The sequence below is a fragment of the Ruegeria sp. CI5 genome (assembly GCF_056536885.1).
In genome coordinates this window covers 236,143-256,295 of record NZ_JBQFQN010000003.1, presented here as the reverse complement: position 1 = coordinate 256,295, position 20,153 = coordinate 236,143, and the positions used below count along the sequence as shown (strand labels likewise).

The following is a 20,153-nucleotide window of genomic DNA, read 5'->3' as shown; positions in this document are numbered from 1 at the left end:
CGGCCGGAACCGGGGTCTTGGATCAAGCAAGGGGCAGGGCGGGTTATTCCGCGCCTTCCTCTTTCTTTTCTTTCTTCTCGGGCACGATCTCTTCGCCGGTTTCCTGATCGACGCATTTCATCGACAGGCGGACCTTGCCGCGATCGTCAAAGCCCAGAAGTTTGACCTTCACTTCCTGGCCTTCCTTCAGAACGTCCGAAGGGTGGTTCAGGCGACGGTTTTCGATCTGAGACACGTGGACCAGACCGTCACGCTTGCCGAAGAAGTTCACGAAGGCGCCGAAATCGACGATCTTCACGACCTTGCCGGTATAGATCTGACCTTCTTCCGGCTCAGCGACGATCGAGTGGATCATCTCGTAGGCTTTCTTGATCGACTCACCATCGGGCGATGCGATCTTGATGATGCCGTCATCGTTGATGTCGACCTTGGCGCCGCTGGTTTCCACGATTTCGCGGATCACCTTGCCGCCCGAGCCGATCACTTCGCGGATCTTGTCGGTCGGGATCTGCATGGTCTCGATGCGCGGTGCGTGGATCGAGAACTCGGCGGTCTCGCTCAGCGCCTTGCTCATCTCGTTCAGGATGTGCAGACGGCCGTCCTTGGCCTGAGCCAGGGCTTTTTCCATGATCTCGGGCGTGATGCCCGCGACCTTGATGTCCATCTGCAGCGAGGTGATGCCGTTTTCGGTACCCGCAACCTTGAAGTCCATGTCGCCCAGGTGGTCTTCGTCACCCAGGATGTCGGTCAGAACGGCATAGTCGCCGTCGTCTTCCAGGATCAGACCCATGGCCACACCGGCCACCGGAGCCTTGAGCGGAACGCCCGCATCCATCATCGACAGCGAACCGCCGCAGACCGATGCCATCGAGGACGAGCCGTTCGACTCGGTGATCTCGGACACCACGCGGATGGTGTAGGGGAAATCGGTCGGAGCCGGCAGAACCGCCTGCAGGGCGCGCCATGCCAATTTGCCGTGGCCGATTTCGCGGCGACCGGGCGAACCTACGCGGCCCACTTCGCCGACCGAGTAGGGCGGGAAGTTGTAGTGCAGCAGGAAGTTCGATTTGAAGTTGCCGTGCAGCGCGTCGATGAACTGCTCGTCGTCACCAGTGCCCAGCGTCGTCACGGCCAGCGCCTGGGTTTCACCTCGGGTGAACAGGGCCGAACCATGGGTCCGCGGCAGCAGGCCGGTTTCGGCCACGATCGGGCGCACGTCGGTGGTCGAACGACCGTCGATCCGCTTGCCGCCCTTCACCACGTCGCCGCGCAGGATGCTGGCTTCGAGCTTTTTCATCGCCGAACCCAGGTTCGAGTCCTCAAGCTGCTCTTCGGTCAGAGCGGCCTTGATGGCCTCGCGCGCGGCAGCGACGGCTGCGGTGCGCTCTTGCTTGTCGGTGATTGCGAATGCGGCACGCATCTGCTCTTCACCGGCAGCTTTCACGGCAGCGTACAGCTCCGAGTAGTCGGGGGCTTCGAAGGCAAAGGGCTCTTTCGCGGCGTCTTCGGCCAGCGAGATGATCAGGTCGATCACCGGCTGGATCTGTTCGTGTGCGAAGGTCACGGCACCCAGCATCTCGGCTTCGGTCAGCTCGTAGGCTTCCGACTCCACCATCATCACGGCGTCTTTGGTGCCGGCAACAACCAGATCCAGACGCTGTTCAGGGTTCAGGCGCAGGTCCTGCATGTCGTCAACGGTCGGGTTCAGGACGTACTCGCCATCCACGAAACCAACGCGGGCACCAGCGATCGGTCCGCGGAAGGGCGCGCCCGAGATGGTCAGGGCCGCCGATGCGGCGATCATCGCCACGATATCGGGGTCGTTGACAAGATCGTGGCTCAGCACGGTGCACATCACCAGAACTTCGTTCTTGAACCCGTCAACGAACAGCGGACGGATCGGACGGTCGATCAGGCGCGCGGTCAGCGTCTCTTTCTCGGTCGGACGGGCCTCGCGCTTGAAGAAGCCACCCGGCACCTTGCCGGCGGCATAGTATTTTTCCTGATAGTGCACGGTCAGCGGGAAAAAGTCCTGACCGGGCTTCTGTTCCCGGGCAAAGGTCACGTTGGCCATGACGCTGGTCTCGCCCAGCGTGGCAATCACGCTGCCGTCAGCCTGACGGGCAACCTTGCCGGTTTCCAGTGTGAGCGTTTCCTCGCCCCACTGCATCGATTTCTTCGTTACATCAAACATATGCGTATCCTAGATGGGAGCACTCCCGCCCCTGCGGGTCTCCCGTTTTGCGTGGCGGCCCCATTGCCGCCGACCCCAATTTATCTTCCATTCGAGTGCCGGGGTCAGGGCACAACGTCTCAGATACCGCGCGCATACATGAGATTGCGTCGGATTGAAAGGGATAAGGCCGCAGAAGGCACACGGTCCTGCATCTGCCGTGGTTCGCCTTTGCGTCAGCCGACACCGCGAACGTTCCGATGCGTAAGCCCGCATAGCATCTGGCGTGCACCCGCTCGCAAACAGGACCATCGCTCGTCATCGAGGATATGCAGATCGGAAATCGGCGCGGCAGAGGCTGGAGAGAAACTCCGGGCTGCGACGGTGGTAGGAAAGCCGCGAAACTAATGCGACCCCATCCTCTCGACCTCGGTCAGGCCATCGCTGGCCATGCGCAGACATATTCCCGTAGGCGAATGCATTTTGTGAAAAAGTGATTGCAGTGTAGCCTCTTACCACGGAACCCGCGGTCCAGACGACGAAAAGGCGCCAAGGGGGTAAGACTACTCACTGTCGTCCGACGGCCGAATACCTTGGCGTTTGCAATTCGCGCGAACGAAAGGGACGGCCACATGTCTCAGACCAAGAAAATGCTGGATCCGGATCCGCGGATCTATGATTTCGAAACGGAATACGAGCTGGGGCAGGACAATGTTCGCCCATTCGGGCTGGATATTCACAACCCGGTTTTTCTTATCTCAAGCATCCTGATCTTTGCCTTCGTGCTGATCGCTCTCGCCAATCAAGAGGCCGCAGCAACGTTCTTCGGTTGGCTGCGGCCGTGGCTGACCAGCACCTTCGACTGGTTCCTCGTCCTGTCCGTGGATGCAATCACGCTGTTCTGCCTGGCCTTGATCGTTCTGCCGGTGGGCAAGGTGCGCATCGGCGGCAAAGACGCCAAGCCCGATTACTCCTACGCCGGCTGGATTGCGATGATGTTCGCGGCCGGGATCGGCATCGGATTGCTGTTTTTCGGCGTGTTAGAGCCGGTCTACTACAATTTCGCCGAGGATGGCGGCGCCCGTCCTTTGGGCATCGACATCGCGGTGCCGGGCAATGAATACATTGGTGTTGTCGGTACCATCCACCACTGGGGGCTTGAGGGCTGGGCGGTCTACGCCGCCGTGGGCCTGAGCCTCGCGATCTTCAGCTACAATCTCGGCCTGCCATTGACCCTGCGCTCGGCCTTCTACCCGTTGCTGGGCGAGCGTGTCTGGGGCTGGTGGGGCCATGCGATCGACACGCTGGCGGTGTTTGCCACCCTGTTCGGCCTGACCACATCGCTGGGGCTGGGCGCGCAACAGGTTGCCGCCGGTCTCTACGAGGTGTTCGGCATCGAACCCAGCCCAACCGTCGTCGTCTTGCTGATCATCGGTATCACGATGATCGCGCTGGGCTCGGTGCTGATGGGCATGGACGCGGGCGTGAAGCGGCTCAGCGAGATCAACATGATCATGGCCGTGGGCCTGTTCCTGTTCGTGATCGCAGTGACCGGGATCGGGACGGCGATCTCGCGCTATTTCAGCGTGATGACCGATTACGTCAGGCTGCTGCCGGCTTTGTCAAACCCGTTCGGGCGCGAAGACACCAGCTTCTTCCACGGTTGGACAACCTTCTACTGGGCCTGGTGGATCGCGTGGTCGCCTTTCGTGGGCATGTTCATCGCCCGCATCTCGAAGGGGCGCACGGTGCGTGAATTCGTGATCTGTGCGCTGCTGGCGCCGACAGCGGTCTGTGCGCTGTGGATGTCTACCTTTGGTGGCGCGGCAATCGACATGCTGAACGTCGGCGGTGCCGAGGGCGTCAAGGCCACGGTGATCGACAGCTATGCCCCCGAAGGCGCGCTGTTCGGCTTCCTGAAAGAGCTGCCGCTCTACGGCATCGTGGCCCCGATCGCGCTGATTTTGATCGTGGTCTTCTTTGTCACCTCATCCGACTCGGGGTCGCTGGTGATCGATACGATCACCGCAGGCGGCAAGATGGACGCCCCGGTGGTGCAGCGTGTGTTCTGGTGCACGCTGGAAGGTCTGGTCGCGATCGCGCTGCTGCTGGGTGGCGGCCTTGCCGCGCTGCAAGGTGCGGCGGTGTCAACTGGCATCCCGTTCACGCTTGTGGTGCTGATCATGTGCTACTGTCTGTGGCTGGCGCTGAAGTCTGAGCGCGCCAAGATCTGAGCCGCCCTCGACGGCCTATGAACGCCCGCCAATTGGCGGGTGTTTTTTCGCTTTAACCGGACCCAGCTGTAAGTTCCGAAGGTTTGACCCGGGTCGGAAGTCTCTATTCAGGTTCTCGCAACAAAGCCTTCGCAAATTGAATGAACATTGCGATGAACACGCCGACCCCAACGAAAATGTAGATCACGGTGAAGACCTTGCCGATCTTAGTCGCCGGGGACAGATCGCCGAACCCGACCGTCGATAATGTGGTCGCGCTGAAATACAGCGCGTCCACCCAATGCCAGCCCTCTACGCTGCTGTAGAACAACGTGCCGGACAGCAGAATAAGAATACATAGCAGCAAACCACCCCGAAAATGCGGATCATCCCACGATCGGACGATCGCCTTCAGCAGACGGTAGGCATTGAGAAACAGAGAAATCATCGCACTTCCTTTCAGCGAACCCTTGGCGCAACCAGAGAAGCGCGCTCTAAGCCCAAAAAAATCTCTTTGAGCGATTTGGTGGCCTGAGTATCCTCTCAGAAAATTCTTGGGAGGATACTATGCGTTATTTGACTTTGATATTGGGATTTCTCGCAATGGGCGCCACGTCTGTGGCTGCGCAGAACGATGTTGCCCGAACCCTGATTGCCAACGTGCATGTATTTGATGGGGTGAACGAAGCCCGCATAGAAAACGCAAGTGTGCTGATCGAGGGCAACCTGATTACCCGCGTTTCCACCGAACCGATTTCGGCTGAAGACGCTACAGTGATCGATGGCGCCGGGCGCACCCTGATCCCCGGCCTGATCGATGTACACTGGCACACGACATATGCGTATACCCCGGCAACCGTCTTGATCTTCAATCAAGGCGATATGTCGGAAGTGGCCATTCGTTCGATGACAGGGGCAAAGGAAACCCTGATGCGCGGCTTCACAACAGTGCGCGATCCCGGCGGCAATCCATTTGCAATCAAGAGACTGATCGATTCCGGCGAATACCCCGGGCACCGCATTCTGCCTTCGGGGCCGTTCATGAGCCAAACATCGGGTCATGCCGATTTCCACAGTTTGTTGGAGAACCCAAGAAACTCGACTTCCGAGTTGAGTTATTGGGAAAAGAACATGATGGCGATGGTGGCCGATGGGGTCCCCGAGGTTCGCAAAAGGACCCGCGAGATTCTCAAGTACGGTGCCTCCCAAGTCAAAATAACCACAGGCGGTGGCGTATCCTCACAGTATGATCCGCTGGATGTGAGCGAATACTCTGTTGATGAGATCGAAGCGGTCGTCGAAGAAGCTGCGAACTTCAATACTTACGTACTAGCCCATGTAATGACGGACCGCGGGATTCGCACCTCAGTCGAAGCCGGCGTCATGAGCATCGAGCATGGTTTCTTCGCGTCTCGTGAAACGCTTGAGCTCATGAAAGAAAAAGGGGCATGGCTAAGCCCCCAGACCATGAAAGAAGAGGACATGGTCTGGGACAGCCCGGTCAGCGCGGCAAAATACAAGCAGGTCACAGATGCCGTTGCGAACCTGTACCCGATGGCCAAAGAGGTGGGGGTAAACCTGGCCTTTGGGACCGACCAGCTTCTGGACGCCTCCAAGGCGTATCAACAAAGTCTTTATCTGGTGCGATTGGGCGAATGGTTCACCCCGTATGAAGTGTTGAAAATCGCCACTTCTGAAAACGCCCGGTTGCTGGAACTGAGCGGCCCCCGGCACCCGTATCAAGACGGCCCGCTAGGGGTCATCAAAGAGGGTGCCTATGCCGACCTGATCCTCGTCGACGGCAATCCGCTTGAAAACCTTGAGTTGGTTGGGAATCCGGGCGAAAACTTCGACCTGATCATGAAAGACGGTGTGGTCTACAAGAACGCGCTGGATTGAACACCGCGCTCCTCTGACAAAAAACGCCCGCCAAATGGCGGGCGTCTCGAACTTGAAAGCGGTGTATTCCGCGCTTAGCGGCGGATGCCCAGCTTTTTGATCAGGTCCTGGTAGCGCGCTTCTTCCTTGCCCTTCAGGTAGTCCAGCAGCTTGCGGCGCTGGGCGACCATCTTCAGAAGACCACGGCGGCCGTGGTTGTCTTTCTTGTGGGTCTTGAAGTGCTCGGTCAGGGTGTTGATGCGCGAGGTCAGGATAGCAACCTGGACTTCCGGCGAACCGGTGTCGCCGTCCTTGGTTGCGAATTCTTTCATGACGCGTGCTTTTTCTTCAGCAGTGATCGACATCGGGGTCTCCTTCGAAGGTTAGAGTTGATGGCGCAGGCCGGGATGTCGTCCAGCGCAGGCCCATGGAGAAAACCGCACCGATTCCGATGCGGATGGGCGCGTATAGGCGCAATTGGAATAAATGGCAAAGGGATTCTGCGTATCTCAGCCCATGGGGCTGGTCAGGGTCGGGTCCAGACCCGGAGTCAGTTGGATATCCTCGGGCCCAAGACCTTGGGCGCCGAACAGATAGGCCACCTCACGCCCGTTGACCAGAACGCGCGTCAGATCGGCGTTGTCCGCGTCTTGTTCGATCCCGATTTCGGGCGCGTCAGGGCCGTTCCATTCGATCAGCAGCTTGTCTTCTCCGGGAGTGAAATCCACGATGCTGACTTCCTTCCCGGTGCCCGTTCCATCGATGGCGATCTGGTCCGCTCCCTGACCGCCGGTGACGACATCTCCGGCATCTGTCCGGATCGTGTCGTCCCCCGCGCCGCCGTTCAGAAAATCGCTGGCGGGCGTGTCGCCATCGTCGCGTCCGGTCAGAGTGTCGTTGCCATCACCGCCGAACAGCGTGTCTGCCCCTGCGCCGCCGGCGAGCATGTCTTCGCCGTCGCCGCCTTGCAGCGCGTCTTCGCCCTCACCCCCGGCAAGGTGATCGTTGCCCTGACCGCCGTACAGATCGTCATCGCCTTCGCCACCAACCAACTGGTCGTCGCCGGCTTGACCGTACAAGATGTCGTCACCGGCATTCCCCGAGAGGTCATCGTGACCGTTGCCACCGTGCAGAACATCATCGCCAGGGTTTCCGTTTAGCGTGTCATCCCCGTCAGCGCCGAACAACGTATCATCTCCGGCGCCACCATCGATAATGTCACCGCCGTCATAGCCGTTGATCTGATCGTTGCCCTCGACCCCGCTCAGATTGTCCACGCCCGGTCCGCCGGCGATGACCAGGTTTCCGTCTACGTCCGAAAGTATGGTTCCGGTGGACGCATCCTCGGCCTCGGCCGGGTCTTCGAAAGAATCGTCAATCTCAAGCAGATTTCCTTCGGGAATGTCTTCGACGGCATCTTCTTCGATGACATCGTCGTTGTCCTCGTCCTCATCCCCCGAGAATACGTCGCTGATCGCGTATGCTGCGCCGCCCATTGCGGCCAGGCCGAACAATCCGAGCAGAAACATGGGAACCCTCCGAAAGCGTGCCGCCCCGAGTGTGAAATATCCCATGTCGCCAGAGGGTTGGTCAAAGCCAACCTGAGTCTGTGGTTAACCCTTTGTCACCGGTTCCACGGTTCGGGTTGCTGGGTATACGCGATGTAGAGCGGATGCTTGGGGTGGCCTGCCTTGCTGAGCCCAAGGTGGAACAGCGGCTGGCCGGTGCCGCGCAGCAGGCGCTCGACCGCCGGGCCGCGATCCAGATGCGCGCCATGGGTGCCCCAGGCGGCGATCACCTGATCGGCCCAGTCCACGCCGGCCAGGATGGCGGCGTCGTTCTCGGGCCCGACCGGATCGGCCGCGGCACGCATCTTGCGCGGGTCGGTGTCGCGCCAGGCAAAGATGTTGGTCACCTGGAACGCCCCGAACCCCAAGGCCCGCGCGCGCCGTTCGCAACGCTCGACGGTCGGGTCATTCTGCACTTCGGTCGCGGTCGAGGGGTTCAGCATCACGAACAGCGCCCGGCGCCCGGCCGGATCCCAGATGCGGGTCAGGCTGTAGCGATAGCGTTCGCAGTCGGAATAGACGGCTGTCGAGGGCGCGTCGCCCTTAGTGTGGGATCGGGTGATCATGCGCCTTCGCTTAGCACGGGACCTAGCCGGCGAACACCCGGCTGGGGTGCAGTTCACCGGATTTGTAGATCCCCACCGCCACGGCCTTGCCGTCGAACGAGGCCCAGGCCTCGTCGCCGTATTCCACGTCGCCGGCCAGAACCATGCCGGGGTTGCCGTTGCGCAGGCGGGTGGCGCCTTCGGGGGTGCATTTCAGCTCGGGCAGGTCGGCCAGCCCTTCTTCCAGCGGGCGCAGGTAGTCATCCAGCGCCGGGGTTTTCGCCATCGCGTCGATCTGCTCGATGCTCAGGCCGTCCTCGGCGTCGAACGGGCCGGACCAGATCCGGCGAAGTTCCTTGACGTGGCCGTAACAGCCCAGCGCCTCCCCCAGGTCGCGGGCGATCGAACGGACATAGCCGCCCTTGCCGCAGGTCATTTCCAGCACGACGTGGTCGGGGTCGGGACGGTCGACCAGCACCAGTTCCTCGACCCACAGGGGCCGGGCGGCCAGTTCGACATCCTCGCCGTCGCGGGCCAGCTTGTAGGCGCGCTGACCGTCGATCTTGACCGCCGAGAACTTGGGCGGCACCTGCATGATCTCGCCCACGAAGGGCAGCAGGGCCTGCTTGATCTCGTCATCGGTGGGGCGCAGGTCGCTTTCCGCGATCACTTCGCCCTCGGCATCGTCGGTATTGGTGGCCTGGCCCAGCCGCACGGTAAAGGTATAGGCCTTGAGCGCATCGGTGATGTAGGGAACGGTCTTGGTGGCCTCGCCCAAAGCGACGGCCAGAACGCCGGTGGCCTCGGGGTCGAGCGTGCCGGCATGGCCCGCCTTTTTGGCGTCCAGCGCCCAGCGGACCTTGTTGACCACGGCGGTCGAGGTCATGCCCGCGGGCTTGTCGACCACCAGCCAACCGGAAATGTCGCGACCCTTGCGTTTGCGTCCCATGATGCACCTTGTTTCCTGCTAAGGCGCGCGACCTAGCGGATCGGTCCGGCGCTGTCAATTTGCCGGGATGTCCTCGACCACGCCGACGATCGGCCCCAGCGAGAATCCCACGTCCGATCGGTTCGCCGCCCGATCATACATGCGCGAGATGTTGCCGTCGAAAAATAGCGCGTTGGGCGTGTTCAGAACGTCGCGGAACAGGCGGCCGAACTCGTGGAAGGTGACGTAATCTTCGGAAATCACGAATACCGCACGGCTGCCATCGGCGCTGGTGCCCACCCCGTTGCGCACATAGCGCGAGGTCGAATCCTTTAGAAACCGCGGATGCAATTCGCCGTCGATCACCAGCATCGGGCCGGATTGGGTGGCAAAGCGGCAGTCGGGCTTGCGATCTAGATAGTCCAGCGTCTCGAACACGTCGGCACGGCCTTCGCGGATGCAGAACACCCCGTTGGGCAGCAGGCCGAAATTGCCGGGCCCGGCGTTGGGAATCACGCGCATGAGTTCCTGCCCGTCTTCGACATAGTGGCCCACGGGCGAGCGGTCCTCGTGATACATGCCGGCATTCATCGCAAAGCTCAGGCGTTGGCCCGCATCGGCCAGTTCCTCGTTCACCGACGAGAAGTGGCCCAGCACTTGGCCCGCTTCGTCATACAGGAACAGGCGCAGGTCCTCGGTGGTGGCGTCGACCTCGCACACGGTATAGCGCCGGTCTTCGTGTGCCACGCGCTCGCAGGTCACCGCACCGGCCTGTCCGGCCCAGAGCAATGCGATCAAAGCGGCGGTCCCGCGGATCACTCGTCCAGGTCCCGGCGCACGGCGTCCTGTTCGAACATCCGGCGTGTGTCGTCCATGCGGTCGAACGTTTCGTCCAGCCGGAAGCGCAGGTCGGGGGAGAATTTCAGGCCGACCTTCTTGCCGACCATGCGGCGCAGCTCGCCCTTGTTGCGGGCCAGCAGCTCGATCACGGTGTCCTGCCCCTTGCCGCCCAGCGGCAGCACGTAGGCGGTGGCGATCTTGAGGTCGGGCGAGGTGCGCACTTCGCCCACGGTGATCGACAGGCGGTTCAGGTCGGGGTCGTGCACGTCGCCGCGCGCCAGCACCTCGGACAGGGTGCGGCGGATCAGTTCGCCGACGCGAAGCTGCCGTTGCGAGGGGCCGGGGCCGTCGTGGAATTTGTTCTTAGCCATGTCCCCGATCTAAGCGCAAAGCGGGGCTTTGCCAAGCGGCCCCGAACCGGGTAGGAGGCTTTGAGCCGAATTTCAGAAGAAGGACCAGCGCAATGACGCATATTCCGGGAATCGTCGTGACCGGGGCTTCGGGCCGGATGGGGCAGATGCTGATCAAGACCATCACCGACAGCGAACAGGCGCGGCTGGTCGGTGCGGTCGAGCGCACGGGCCATGACTGGATCGGCGAGGACGTGGGCACCGCGATGGGAGGCCAGCCGCTGGGCGTGACCGTCACCGACGATCCGCTCGAGGCTTTTGCCCAGGCCCAGGCGGTGATCGACTTCACCGCGCCCGAGGCGACGCTGGAGTTCGCCGCGCTGGCGGCGCAGGCGCGCTGCGTGCATGTGATCGGCACCACCGGCATGAGCGACGAACAGATCGCCGCGCTGGAACCCGCCGCGCGCCATGCGGTGATCGTGCGGGCGGGCAACATGAGCCTGGGCGTGAACCTGCTGGTGCAGCTGACCAAGAAGGTCGCCGCCGCGCTGGACGAGGATTTCGACATCGAGGTGATCGAGGCGCATCACCATCACAAGGTCGATGCGCCCTCGGGCACGGCGCTGATGCTGGGCGAGGCCGCGGCCGAGGGGCGGGGCGTGCAACTGGCCGATGTCGCCGACCGGGGCCGCGACGGGATCACCGGCGCCCGGCAGGGGGGCCATATCGGCTTCCACGCCATCCGCGGTGGCGACATCGTTGGCGAACACGACGTGCTGTTCGCGGCGCCGGGCGAACGGATCGTGCTGCGCCACGTGGCGACCGACCGGGCGATCTTTGCCCGAGGCGCGCTGAAGGCGGCGCTGTGGGGACAGGGCAAGGCCCCCGGCCAATATGACATGGTGGATGTGCTGGGGCTTTAACCCTCGCCCAGATGCCGGTCGACCATGCGCTGAACGATCGGCGCGAAATGGTCGAAGCCGGGGGTGTCCATGTCGGGCCGTTTGCCGGCCTCGTCCAGATACCGGACCTGGATGATTTCCTTCAGGTTCGGGTTGGCCTCGAATGCGGCGACTTCCTCGGCGCTCATCGGGCCGCCCTGCAGGTCCAGCGTATGGACCGAGGCCGCCGACAGGCGGTTAAAATACTCGGGTCTGGTTGCACACAGGTACCGTTTGGCCGCGACGTGATAGCGGCAGCAGTCGGTGATGACCGACGGAAAGAACCGCTCCAGCACCTCGGCGCCGGCGTCCTCGTGGTGGCGATCCTCGGTGTCGTCGGGGTGGTAGGTGCCGAATTCCGAGGTGAAATGCCCGATATCGTGCAGCAGGGCGCCCACGATGATCTCTTCGGGCATGCCGTTCTGCTCGGCGATGGTGGCGCCCTGCAGCATGTGCTGGGCCATGGTGACCGGCTCGCCCAGGTATTCCTCGCCTCCGCGCCGGTCGAAGATATCGGCGATGAAAGCCACGATGTTGTCGCGGGTCAGGGTCTGGAAATCGGGTTTCATTCCGCCGCCTCCGGTTGCGCCATCCGCATCGCGGCCAGAGTCGACAGCAGCCCGTCCTTGTCGGCATAACATCCCTGCAGCCAGCGCGACCCGGCACCCGAATAGCCCAGCCGCGCGTGCAGGACGCGGGTGTTGTCGACGATGAAGCTCTCGCCCGGCTCCAGCTTGAACGCAACGCCCATGGCCGGGTCGTCGATGATCTCGCCCAAACGACGGTAGGCGGCGTAATAGGCCTCCATCCGGTCGAAGGGCACATCCACGAACGGGGCCGAGGACCGGTTGTTGAAGCGGATGCCGATCAATTCGCCATCGGGCGACAGCTCGATCATCGGACGGCGCGCGCGCAGGCAGACCCCGTCCGAACCGCGGTATTCGAACCGCGCGGGATAGCCGGCCAGCAGGGCAAAGCCCTCGGGGTTTTCGTCGCGCAGGCGCTGGGCCGCGCGAAAGCCGTCGACCACGATCGACTCCCCGCCCTCGGCGCTGTTTTCCAGGCAATAGAGGATCTGCAGCGTGGGGACCGGGTCGCGATAGGGGTTGTCGGTGTGCGCCTGCAGGCCAAGGCCGGTATAGGCTAGGTTGGTCGGGTTCACCTCGGTCCGCACCTCGAAATAGGGGCCATAGTTGGTCTCGCGCACATACCCGAACAGATCGGCGACCTTCAGCAGCGAACCGGGCTCGGTCGGGCCGCCGGTCAGCTTGGCAAAGCCGAATTCGGCGACCGCCGCCAGCCAGTCGCGCTTGGCGGCGGGGTTTTCATGCACCTGCGTCCAGTCGCCAGCCGGGGCCGCGAACCCGCCGTCCCAGGTGGTGATACCCGGCGACAGCCAGCCCATCGGGCGGGTCTGGTCCCGATCATAGACATGCGCGGCCAACCAGTTTGCGGGGAAGGTGACGGTCTTGTCTTCGGGGGCGAAGGTCACCTGCAGGTCGCCGCCCGCCACCTCGGCTGCCTGTATCGCGATCTCTGCCGGAATGTCGCCGATCGTGATCAGGCGCTGGCCGTTGCCGGGGTCGCGCGTCTGCGGGTCCAGCGCATTGTCGCGCAGCCAGATGGCGTGGAAACGGGCGCGGGTGCCGTCTTCGAACTCAACCGAAACGACCGCCGGGTCATGGATGGCGTGGCGCAGCATGGGGCTCTCCTGTTCAGCGCGGGCTTTGATTGAGGAGATACGCGGGATATGGCATTACGACAATTAAGGCTTGTTCCATCTGAGGGTTGGAAAATCTAATGAGCAAGAAAAAGGTCGGCCTGCCCCCGCTGGACTGGCTGCGCGTGTTCGAGGCGGCCGGGCGGCTGGGCGGATTTTCGGCCGCGGCGCGCGAGTTCGGCCTGACCCAGGCGGCAGTCAGCCAGCGCATCGCCAATCTGGAATCCTGGCTGGGCCGGTCCCTGTTCGTGCGCGAAGCGCGCGGCGTGTCGCTGACGGTCGAGGGCGAAAGCTATCTGCCGCTGGTGCAGGACAGCCTGCGGGCGTTGGAACGCAACACCGAGGATCTGTTCGGCACCGCCCCGCGCGCGTTGCGGGTGGCCGGGCTGTCTTCGCATATCCAGGCACTCGTGCTGCCCAGCCTGGGGGCCTTTCGCGCCCTGCGGCCCGAGGTGCAGGTCACCACGGATTCGGTGGCGCGGCGGTCCTCGCTGGAGGACGAGCGGACCTGGCTTCAGATCCGCTATGGGCGCGGCAGCTGGCCGGGGCGCACCGCCGACCTGATCGCGCCCGAGGTTCTGACCCCGATGGCGGCGCCGGGCGTCAGCTGGGGCGCGCCGGTGATCGACCTACGCGGCGAACGGCCCGGCTGGCAGGGCTGGATGCAGAAGACGGGCGACACGGATCTGCCACGCACCGGTCTGAGCTTTGATTCGATGGAACACGCCCTTGGCGCGGCGCGGCAGGGGCTGGGGGTCGCCTTGGGGTCGGTCGCTCTGGCCTCGGCAGATCTGGCCTCGGGCCGTCTGATCCGGTTGGGGCGTCCCGATTTGAAAACCCGCGACGGATACTGGCTGACCTGGCCGCGGGACCGGGCGCAGTCGAAAAAGCAGCAGGCCCTGATCGGCGATTTCCTGCAGGCCCTGCGCGCGGCGGTCTGAGCGGTCAGAAATCGATCGCGATGCCCTTCTTCTCCCAATCGCCATAGCGCGCGGGATCGAGGCCGTCGCGTCCGCCCAACTCCTTGGGCAGGGGTTTGGCCTCGGCTTCAGCCTTGCGCCGGCGCTCTTCGGCCTCGGCCAGGGCGCGCCGGGCGGCGGGCGGCAGGTCTGTGCGGTCGTCGCTCATGACATCGGGTTCCTTTCCGTGCATGGCCTTGATATACGCCCTCGTCCGCTGATGGCAATGCGGGCGAAAACCTTGCAAAGGCGGTTTCATGACCAACACTCCGACTGCGGCGCGGCGCAGCGCCATCTATCTGCTGGGTCAGATCCTGGGCGAGGGGCGCTTGCTGTCCGAATGCCTCGCGGCCGGGGCGCTGGACCGCCTGGCCCCCGAAGACCGCGCCCGGGCGCAGCGCTTGACGCTGGAGACCCTGCGCGGGCTTGAACGCGCAGACCGCCTGCTGGAGGGGCATCTGCGGCGCGCACCGGCGCTGACCGTCCAAAACGCGCTGCGTCTGGGAACGGTCGAACTGTGCCAGGGCGAGGCTGCGCATGGCGTCGTGAACGCGATGGTCGAGATCGTCGGCCGCTCGCGCAAGCACGGGCGGCTCAAGGGGCTGGTCAACGCGGTTCTGCGCAAGATCGCCGCCGAAGGCCCCGAGGCCTGGCCCAAGATGCGGGTGCCGCGCCTGCCGGACTGGCTGCGCGAGCCGCTGATCGCGGCCTGGGGCGCGGAGGCGGTCAAGGGCATGGAGCAGGCCCATTTCGCCGGCGCGCCGCTGGACCTGACGCCAAAACCCGGCGCCACGATCCCAATAGGCACCGAACTGCCGACCGGCTCGGTGCGGGTTACTGACGCGGGGCAGGTCTCGGCCCTGCCGGGCTATGCGGCCGGAGACTGGTGGGTGCAGGATGCCGCCGCCGCCCTGCCGGCGCGGATTCTGGCGCCCCGGCCCGGCGAGCGGGTTCTTGACATGTGCGCCGCGCCCGGCGGCAAGACGCTGCAACTGGCGGCGGCGGGGGCCGAGGTCACCGCGCTGGACATTTCCGAGGCCCGGCTGGCGCGGGTGCGGGAAAACCTCGAACGGACCGGGCTGACGGCCCGGGTGGTCGCCGGTGACGCGCTGGACCACCAGGGCCAGTACGACGCGGTCCTGCTGGACGCGCCCTGTTCGGCGACCGGCACCATCCGGCGGCACCCGGATCTGCCCTTTGCCAAGGACGGCTCCGAATTCGGTGGGCTGATCGAGTTGCAGGCCCGGATGCTGGCCCATGCCTGGACCCTGTTGAAACCCGGCGGGCGGCTGGTCTATTGCACCTGCTCGCTGCTGCCTGACGAAGGCGAAGTGCAGATCGAAGAGGCTTTGCCGCAGCATTCCGACATGCAGGTGGACCGTGCCGCGCTGCAGGTGCCCGGCGTTCAGCCCGACTGGCTGACCGAGGAAGGCGGGCTGCGCCTGCGTCCCGATTTTTGGGCCGATCTGGGCGGAATGGACGGGTTTTATATCGCCTGCCTGAACAAATCGGCCTGACCGGTCGCTTTTCGATGACTTGACGAACCGGCCCGGCTATCGTTGGTTCAAACGCCAGCAGAGCGGCAGGGGCAGAGCAACACACGTCATGTCGAATTCGGACACCATGGCCAACCGATGGGTGCGGTTTCAGAACCGTCTCTACGCGCGCCTCAGCCAGCGCTGGAAACCCGTCAGCGGCTTTGTCGGTCAGCCCGAGCCGCGCACCGTCGGTTCATTTGCGCGCGGGCGGCAACTGGTGGCGGGAAATCTATTGTTTGCCGGTTACCTTGTCGAAGCCCCGGACACGGGCTTGTGGGAGGTCGTGGCCCCCAACGCCGCATTCGATGCTGAACGCCACGGGTTTGCCTGGCTGGACGATCTGGCCGCGGTGGGTGATGCCGCGGCACGGGAAAAGGCGCAACGCTGGGTCTGGGGCTGGATCGAAACCCACGGCAAGGGGCAGGGTCCGGGCTGGGCTCCGGACCTGACCGGACGCCGCCTGATCCGCTGGATCAATCACGCGCTGTTCCTGCTGCGCGGTATGGACGAGGCCCATAGCCGCCTGTTTTTCCGGTCTCTGTCACAACAGACCTGGTTCCTGTCCAAACGCTGGCACGCGGCGACACCGGGGCTGCCCCGTTTCGAGGCGCTGGCCGGCCTGGTTCAGGCCGGTTTGGCGCTGGAGGGGATGGAAGACATCTCGGACCCGGCCGTTCGGGCTTTGGCGCGGGAATGCGAGGCTCAGATCGACGCCCAAGGCGGCATTCCCACGCGGAATCCGGAGGAACTGCTCGAGGTCTTTACCCTACTGGCCTGGACATCCGCCGCGCTCAGCGAAGTGGGGCGCGGTACGCCCGCCGCTCAGACGGCAGCAATCAAACGGATTGCCCCGACCCTGCGCAGCCTGCGTCATGCAGACGGCGGGTTGGCCCGGTTTCACGGCGGTGGCCGCGGTATAGAAGGCCGGTTGGAACAGGCGCTGGCCCAAAGCGGGGTCAAGCCCAAACCCGTCAAAGGTCTGACCATGGGCTATGCCCGTCTGGCCGCCGCCCGCACCACGGTGATCATCGACGCAGCACCCCCGGCCAAAGGGGCGGCCTCGTACATGGCGCACGCCTCGACGCTGGCTTTCGAGCTGACCTCGGGTCGTCGGCCATTGATCGTCAACTGCGGTTCGGGCGAAAGCTTCGGGTTGGAGTGGCGCCGGGCCGGGCGGGCCACGCCTTCGCACTCGACCCTTTGCCTGGATGGATACTCCAGCGCCCGGTTGGCTGCCCCGACCAAGGGAACCGCGAACGAAGCGCTGGTGGATGGCCCGAGCGAGGTGCCGGTAGAGTTCGAGGATTCGTTCGAAGGCGCGCGCGTGATGGCGGGCCATGATGGGTACGCCAAGGTGTTCGGACTTACCCATGCCCGTACGATCGAGCTGCGCTTTGACGGGCGCGAGGTAACAGGTGAAGACATCCTTCTGACGGCCACCGACAAGGCAAAACGCCAGTTCGACCGGGCGGTTGACGCATCCAAGCTGTCAGGGATCGGTTTTGACATCCGGTTTCACCTGCATCCGGACGTGGACGCAGCGCTGGATCTGGGGGGGTCTGCGGTGTCGATGGCGCTCAAAAGCGGCGAGATCTGGGTTTTTCGCCATGACGGCGCCGGAAAATTGTCTCTTGAGCCAAGCGTTTATCTGGAAAAAGGCCGTCTGAAGCCCCGCGCGACAAAACAGATCGTTCTATCCGGCCGCGCAATCGAGTATGCGACGCGCATCCGGTGGACGCTGAGCAAGGCGCAGGATACAGCCTATGCCGTGCGCGACGTGCACCGGGACGAGCCCGATTTCGACTGAGCCAAAAGGATCTTTGGACCCATGACCGACCTTCACCCCGTGCGCCGCGCGTTGCTTTCCGTTTCCGACAAGACCGGATTGATCGATCTGGGCAAGGCCCTGGCCGACCGCGGGGTCGAGCTGCTGTCGACCGGCGGCACCGCCAAGGCGCTGCGGGATGCGGGGCTTGCGGTCAAAGATGTCAGCGAGGTCACGGGGTTCCCCGAGATGATGGATGGCCGGGTCAAGACGCTGCACCCGATGGTGCATGGTGGCCTACTGGCGCTGCGCGACAATGACGCCCATGTGGCGGCGATGCAGGAGCATGGCATCGGCCCGATCGACCTGCTGGTGGTCAATCTCTACCCGTTCGAGGAAACGGTGGCCAAGGGCGCGGGCTATGACGAATGCATCGAAAACATCGACATCGGCGGCCCCGCGATGATCCGCGCCGCGGCCAAGAACCACGCCTTTGTCAACGTGGTGGTCGATGTCGAAGACTACTCGGCCCTGCTGGATCAGCTCGAGGAAAACTATGGCAAGACGTCGCTGGGCTTCCGCCAGTGGCTGGCGCAGAAGGCCTATGCCCGCACCGGAGCCTATGACGCGGCCGTGTCCAGCTGGCTGGCAGATGCACTGCAAATCGACACCCCCAAGCGCCGCGTGTTCGCCGGCGAGTTGAAACAGCCCCTGCGATATGGCGAGAACAGCCACCAGCAGGCGGCGTTCTATGTCGATGGCTCGGGCCGCCCCGGTGTCGCCACCGCCGTGCAGCATCAGGGCAAGGAACTGAGCTACAACAACATCAACGACACCGACGCCGCCTTTGAACTGGTGGCCGAGTTCGACCCGCGCGACAGCGCCGCCTGCGCCATCATCAAACATGCCAACCCTTGCGGCGTTGCAACGGGCGCCACGTTGCTCGAGGCATACAAAGCCGCGTTCGACTGCGACCGGACCTCGGCCTTCGGCGGTATCGTGGCGCTGAACCGGCCGCTGGACGCGGAAACCGCGCGCGAAATCACCGGCATCTTCACCGAGGTCGTGATCGCCCCCGGCGCCACCGACGAGGCCAAGGCGATCTTTGCCGCCAAAAAGAACCTGCGCCTGCTGACCACCGAGGCTCTGCCCGACGTGCGCGCCGGCGGCAAGACCGTGCGCCAGGTGGCCGGCGGGCTGCTGGTGCAGGACAAGGACAACGGGCATATCGAGATGGATGACCTCAAGGTCGTGACCAAGCTTGCCCCCACGCCCGAGCAGATGCGCGATCTGCTGTTTGCCTGGAAAGTGGCCAAGCACGTCAAGTCGAACGCCATCGTCTACGTCAAGAACGAGGCCACGGTGGGCGTCGGCGCCGGCCAGATGAGCCGGGTTGATTCCGCCCTGATCGCCGCGAAGAAGGCCGAGCGTATGGCTGAAAGTCTGGGCCTGCCCGAACCGCTGACCATCGGCTCGGCCGTAGCCTCGGACGCGTTCTTTCCCTTCCCCGACGGGCTGATGGAGGCCGCCGCCGCAGGCGCGACCTGCGTGATCCAGCCGGGTGGGTCGATGCGCGATGACGAGGTGATCGCCGCCGCCGACGAAGCCGGTCTGGCCATGGTGTTCACCGGCATGCGGCACTTCCGTCACTGATGCGGGGCCGGGTTCTGCTCTGGGCCGGGCTGGCCGCATTCGTGATCGACCAGCTTAGCAAATACTTGGTCGTCCACGTGTTGCGCGTGGCCGACCGGCCCGGTGGCATCGACGTGCTGCCGCCGCTGCTGACCTTTCGGTACGGCGAGAACCGCGGCATCAATTTTGGCCTGTTTCAGGGCAATTCCGAAGCCGCGCGCTGGTTTCTCATCGCTATTTCGCTGGCCATCAGCATCGGCGTTTTCGTCTGGCTCTGGCGCACGGCCGCATCAAGGCGGATGCTGGTTTTCGGCGGATTGCTGATCGGCGGAGCGTTGGGGAACGTGGTTGACCGGGTGTTGTATGGATACGTTCTGGATTTCCTGAACATGTCCTGCTGCGGCATCAACAACCCGTTCGTCTTCAACCTCGCCGACGTGTTCATTTTCGCGGGTGCCCTCGGGTTGGTGCTGTTCGAAGGCAAAAAGCCCTCGTGACGCGCCGGATGTTATGCGATAAAAGCGCCTGAAACAGGCTGGAGACCAAGATGCGGATGCCGCGCGCCATTATTGCTCTGACACTTGCTGCTGCGGTCGCAGGATGTTCCGATATCGGCCTGCGCCATCTCGAAGCGCCAGGGCCCGGGCCTGACGAGTTTTCGGTCATGCCGGTCAAGCCACTGACCCAGCCCAAAGATTATGCGTTCCTGCCCGCGCCGACGCCGGGTGGCGCGAACCTGACCGACCCGAACCCGAATGCCGATGCCGTAGCTGCCTTGGGTGGCAATCCCGGGGCGCTGAACCCCGGCACCGGTATTCCGTCGTCTGACGGGGCGCTGGTGACGGCTTCCAGCCGCTATGGCGTTTCCCCCAACACCCGCCAGGTTCTGGCGCAGGAAGATGCGGATTTCCGCAAGCGTCAAAGCCGTTGGACGCGGTTGCGCCTGTTCAAGGTGGACCGCTATTCGCAGGTCTACAAGCGCAATTCCATAGATCCCCAGGTGCAGACCGAAGCTTTGCGCAGACAAGGCGTGGAAACACCCTCGTCGCCGCCGGATGAATAATTCTTAACTTTCCGTCATCGCTCTTGAACCCGTTCGGCGT

General features: G+C 63.6%; 20 protein-coding genes. 9 read left to right on the top strand and 11 right to left on the bottom strand.

All coding sequences use genetic code 11. From position 1 onward, the window contains the following. Positions 1–43: 43 nt before the first annotated feature. Complete coding sequence (gene pnp, locus ACR0BA_RS11955; RefSeq protein WP_170341993.1) at positions 44–2,194, bottom strand: polyribonucleotide nucleotidyltransferase; 2,151 nt, start codon at positions 2,192–2,194, stop codon at positions 44–46. A gap of 611 nt (positions 2,195–2,805) precedes the next feature. Here pnp and ACR0BA_RS11950 point away from each other — a divergent pair. After that, entirely contained in the window at positions 2,806–4,407 is a 1,602-nt protein-coding gene (locus ACR0BA_RS11950; RefSeq protein ID WP_170341096.1) for a BCCT family transporter, read from the top strand. A 103-nt stretch (positions 4,408–4,510) separates the two neighbouring features. Here the strand turns inward: ACR0BA_RS11950 and ACR0BA_RS11945 are convergent, their stop codons facing one another. Then, a complete protein-coding gene (locus tag ACR0BA_RS11945) occupies positions 4,511–4,834 on the bottom strand; it encodes a potassium channel family protein (RefSeq protein ID WP_480728108.1) in 324 nt (107 codons plus the stop codon). Positions 4,835–4,953: 119 nt separating this feature from the next. Between ACR0BA_RS11945 and ACR0BA_RS11940 the strand changes: the two genes are divergently transcribed. Then, a complete protein-coding gene (locus ACR0BA_RS11940; RefSeq protein WP_170540033.1) occupies positions 4,954–6,285 on the top strand; it encodes a metal-dependent hydrolase family protein in 1,332 nt (443 codons plus the stop codon). A 74-nt stretch (positions 6,286–6,359) separates the two neighbouring features. Here the strand turns inward: ACR0BA_RS11940 and rpsO are convergent, their stop codons facing one another. The 6 genes from rpsO to rbfA form a co-directional block, all read right to left on the bottom strand. Then, a complete protein-coding gene (gene rpsO / locus ACR0BA_RS11935; protein WP_005980247.1) occupies positions 6,360–6,629 on the bottom strand; it encodes a 30S ribosomal protein S15 in 270 nt (89 codons plus the stop codon). 144 nt (positions 6,630–6,773) lie between these two features. Further along, a complete protein-coding gene (locus tag ACR0BA_RS11930; RefSeq protein ID WP_480728107.1) occupies positions 6,774–7,793 on the bottom strand; it encodes a calcium-binding protein in 1,020 nt (339 codons plus the stop codon). Positions 7,794–7,888: 95 nt separating this feature from the next. Beyond that, the gene (locus ACR0BA_RS11925) at positions 7,889–8,398 is read right to left on the bottom strand and encodes a DUF1643 domain-containing protein (protein ID WP_170341998.1); all 510 of its coding nucleotides are present in this window, start codon (positions 8,396–8,398) and stop codon (positions 7,889–7,891) included. Positions 8,399–8,420: 22 nt separating this feature from the next. Continuing rightward, complete coding sequence (gene truB, locus ACR0BA_RS11920) at positions 8,421–9,326, bottom strand: tRNA pseudouridine(55) synthase TruB (RefSeq protein WP_480728105.1); 906 nt, start codon at positions 9,324–9,326, stop codon at positions 8,421–8,423. Between the two features lie 54 nt (positions 9,327–9,380). Beyond that, on the bottom strand, positions 9,381–10,124 hold the full coding sequence (locus ACR0BA_RS11915; protein WP_170439142.1) for a phosphodiester glycosidase family protein: 744 nt from the start codon (positions 10,122–10,124) through the stop codon (positions 9,381–9,383). Then, a complete protein-coding gene (gene rbfA, locus ACR0BA_RS11910) occupies positions 10,121–10,516 on the bottom strand; it encodes a 30S ribosome-binding factor RbfA (RefSeq protein WP_480728104.1) in 396 nt (131 codons plus the stop codon). Before rbfA ends, ACR0BA_RS11915 begins: the two co-directional genes overlap by 4 nt. Positions 10,517–10,608: 92 nt before the next feature. Between rbfA and dapB the strand changes: the two genes are divergently transcribed. Next, a complete protein-coding gene (gene dapB, locus ACR0BA_RS11905; RefSeq protein WP_480633704.1) occupies positions 10,609–11,418 on the top strand; it encodes a 4-hydroxy-tetrahydrodipicolinate reductase in 810 nt (269 codons plus the stop codon). On the opposite strand, the gene tmpB is transcribed toward dapB, so the two are convergent. Both tmpB and tmpA read right to left on the bottom strand, forming a co-directional pair. Then, on the bottom strand, positions 11,415–12,005 hold the full coding sequence (gene tmpB, locus ACR0BA_RS11900; protein WP_480696241.1) for a (R)-1-hydroxy-2-trimethylaminoethylphosphonate oxygenase: 591 nt from the start codon (positions 12,003–12,005) through the stop codon (positions 11,415–11,417). The genes dapB and tmpB overlap by 4 nt on opposite strands. Continuing rightward, positions 12,002–13,138, bottom strand: coding sequence for a 2-trimethylaminoethylphosphonate dioxygenase (gene tmpA / locus ACR0BA_RS11895; protein WP_480728102.1), 1,137 nt, complete (start codon positions 13,136–13,138; stop codon positions 12,002–12,004). Before tmpA ends, tmpB begins: the two co-directional genes overlap by 4 nt. Positions 13,139–13,236: 98 nt before the next feature. On the opposite strand from tmpA, the gene ACR0BA_RS11890 reads away from it, so the two are divergent. Next, positions 13,237–14,097: a LysR family transcriptional regulator gene (locus ACR0BA_RS11890; RefSeq protein ID WP_480728100.1), complete on the top strand. Its 861-nt coding sequence runs from the start codon at positions 13,237–13,239 to the stop codon at positions 14,095–14,097. A 4-nt stretch (positions 14,098–14,101) separates the two neighbouring features. Here ACR0BA_RS11890 and ACR0BA_RS11885 read toward each other — a convergent pair whose 3' ends face one another. After that, entirely contained in the window at positions 14,102–14,284 is a 183-nt protein-coding gene (locus ACR0BA_RS11885; RefSeq protein WP_170360604.1) for a DUF1674 domain-containing protein, read from the bottom strand. Positions 14,285–14,372: 88 nt separating this feature from the next. Between ACR0BA_RS11885 and ACR0BA_RS11880 the strand changes: the two genes are divergently transcribed. The 5 genes from ACR0BA_RS11880 to ACR0BA_RS11860 all read left to right on the top strand — a co-directional run bounded on the left by ACR0BA_RS11880 (position 14,373) and on the right by ACR0BA_RS11860 (position 20,113). Beyond that, complete coding sequence (locus ACR0BA_RS11880) at positions 14,373–15,632, top strand: RsmB/NOP family class I SAM-dependent RNA methyltransferase (protein ID WP_480728098.1); 1,260 nt, start codon at positions 14,373–14,375, stop codon at positions 15,630–15,632. A gap of 88 nt (positions 15,633–15,720) precedes the next feature. Further along, positions 15,721–17,460, top strand: coding sequence for a heparinase II/III family protein (locus ACR0BA_RS11875; RefSeq protein ID WP_480728096.1), 1,740 nt, complete (start codon positions 15,721–15,723; stop codon positions 17,458–17,460). Positions 17,461–17,481: 21 nt separating this feature from the next. After that, the gene (gene purH, locus ACR0BA_RS11870) at positions 17,482–19,071 is read left to right on the top strand and encodes a bifunctional phosphoribosylaminoimidazolecarboxamide formyltransferase/IMP cyclohydrolase (RefSeq protein ID WP_480728095.1); all 1,590 of its coding nucleotides are present in this window, start codon (positions 17,482–17,484) and stop codon (positions 19,069–19,071) included. After that, positions 19,071–19,547: a signal peptidase II gene (gene lspA, locus ACR0BA_RS11865; RefSeq protein WP_480720143.1), complete on the top strand. Its 477-nt coding sequence runs from the start codon at positions 19,071–19,073 to the stop codon at positions 19,545–19,547. Before purH ends, lspA begins: the two co-directional genes overlap by 1 nt. A 50-nt stretch (positions 19,548–19,597) precedes the next feature. Then, entirely contained in the window at positions 19,598–20,113 is a 516-nt protein-coding gene (locus tag ACR0BA_RS11860; protein ID WP_170341119.1) for a DUF3035 domain-containing protein, read from the top strand. Positions 20,114–20,153: the final 40 nt, after the last annotated feature.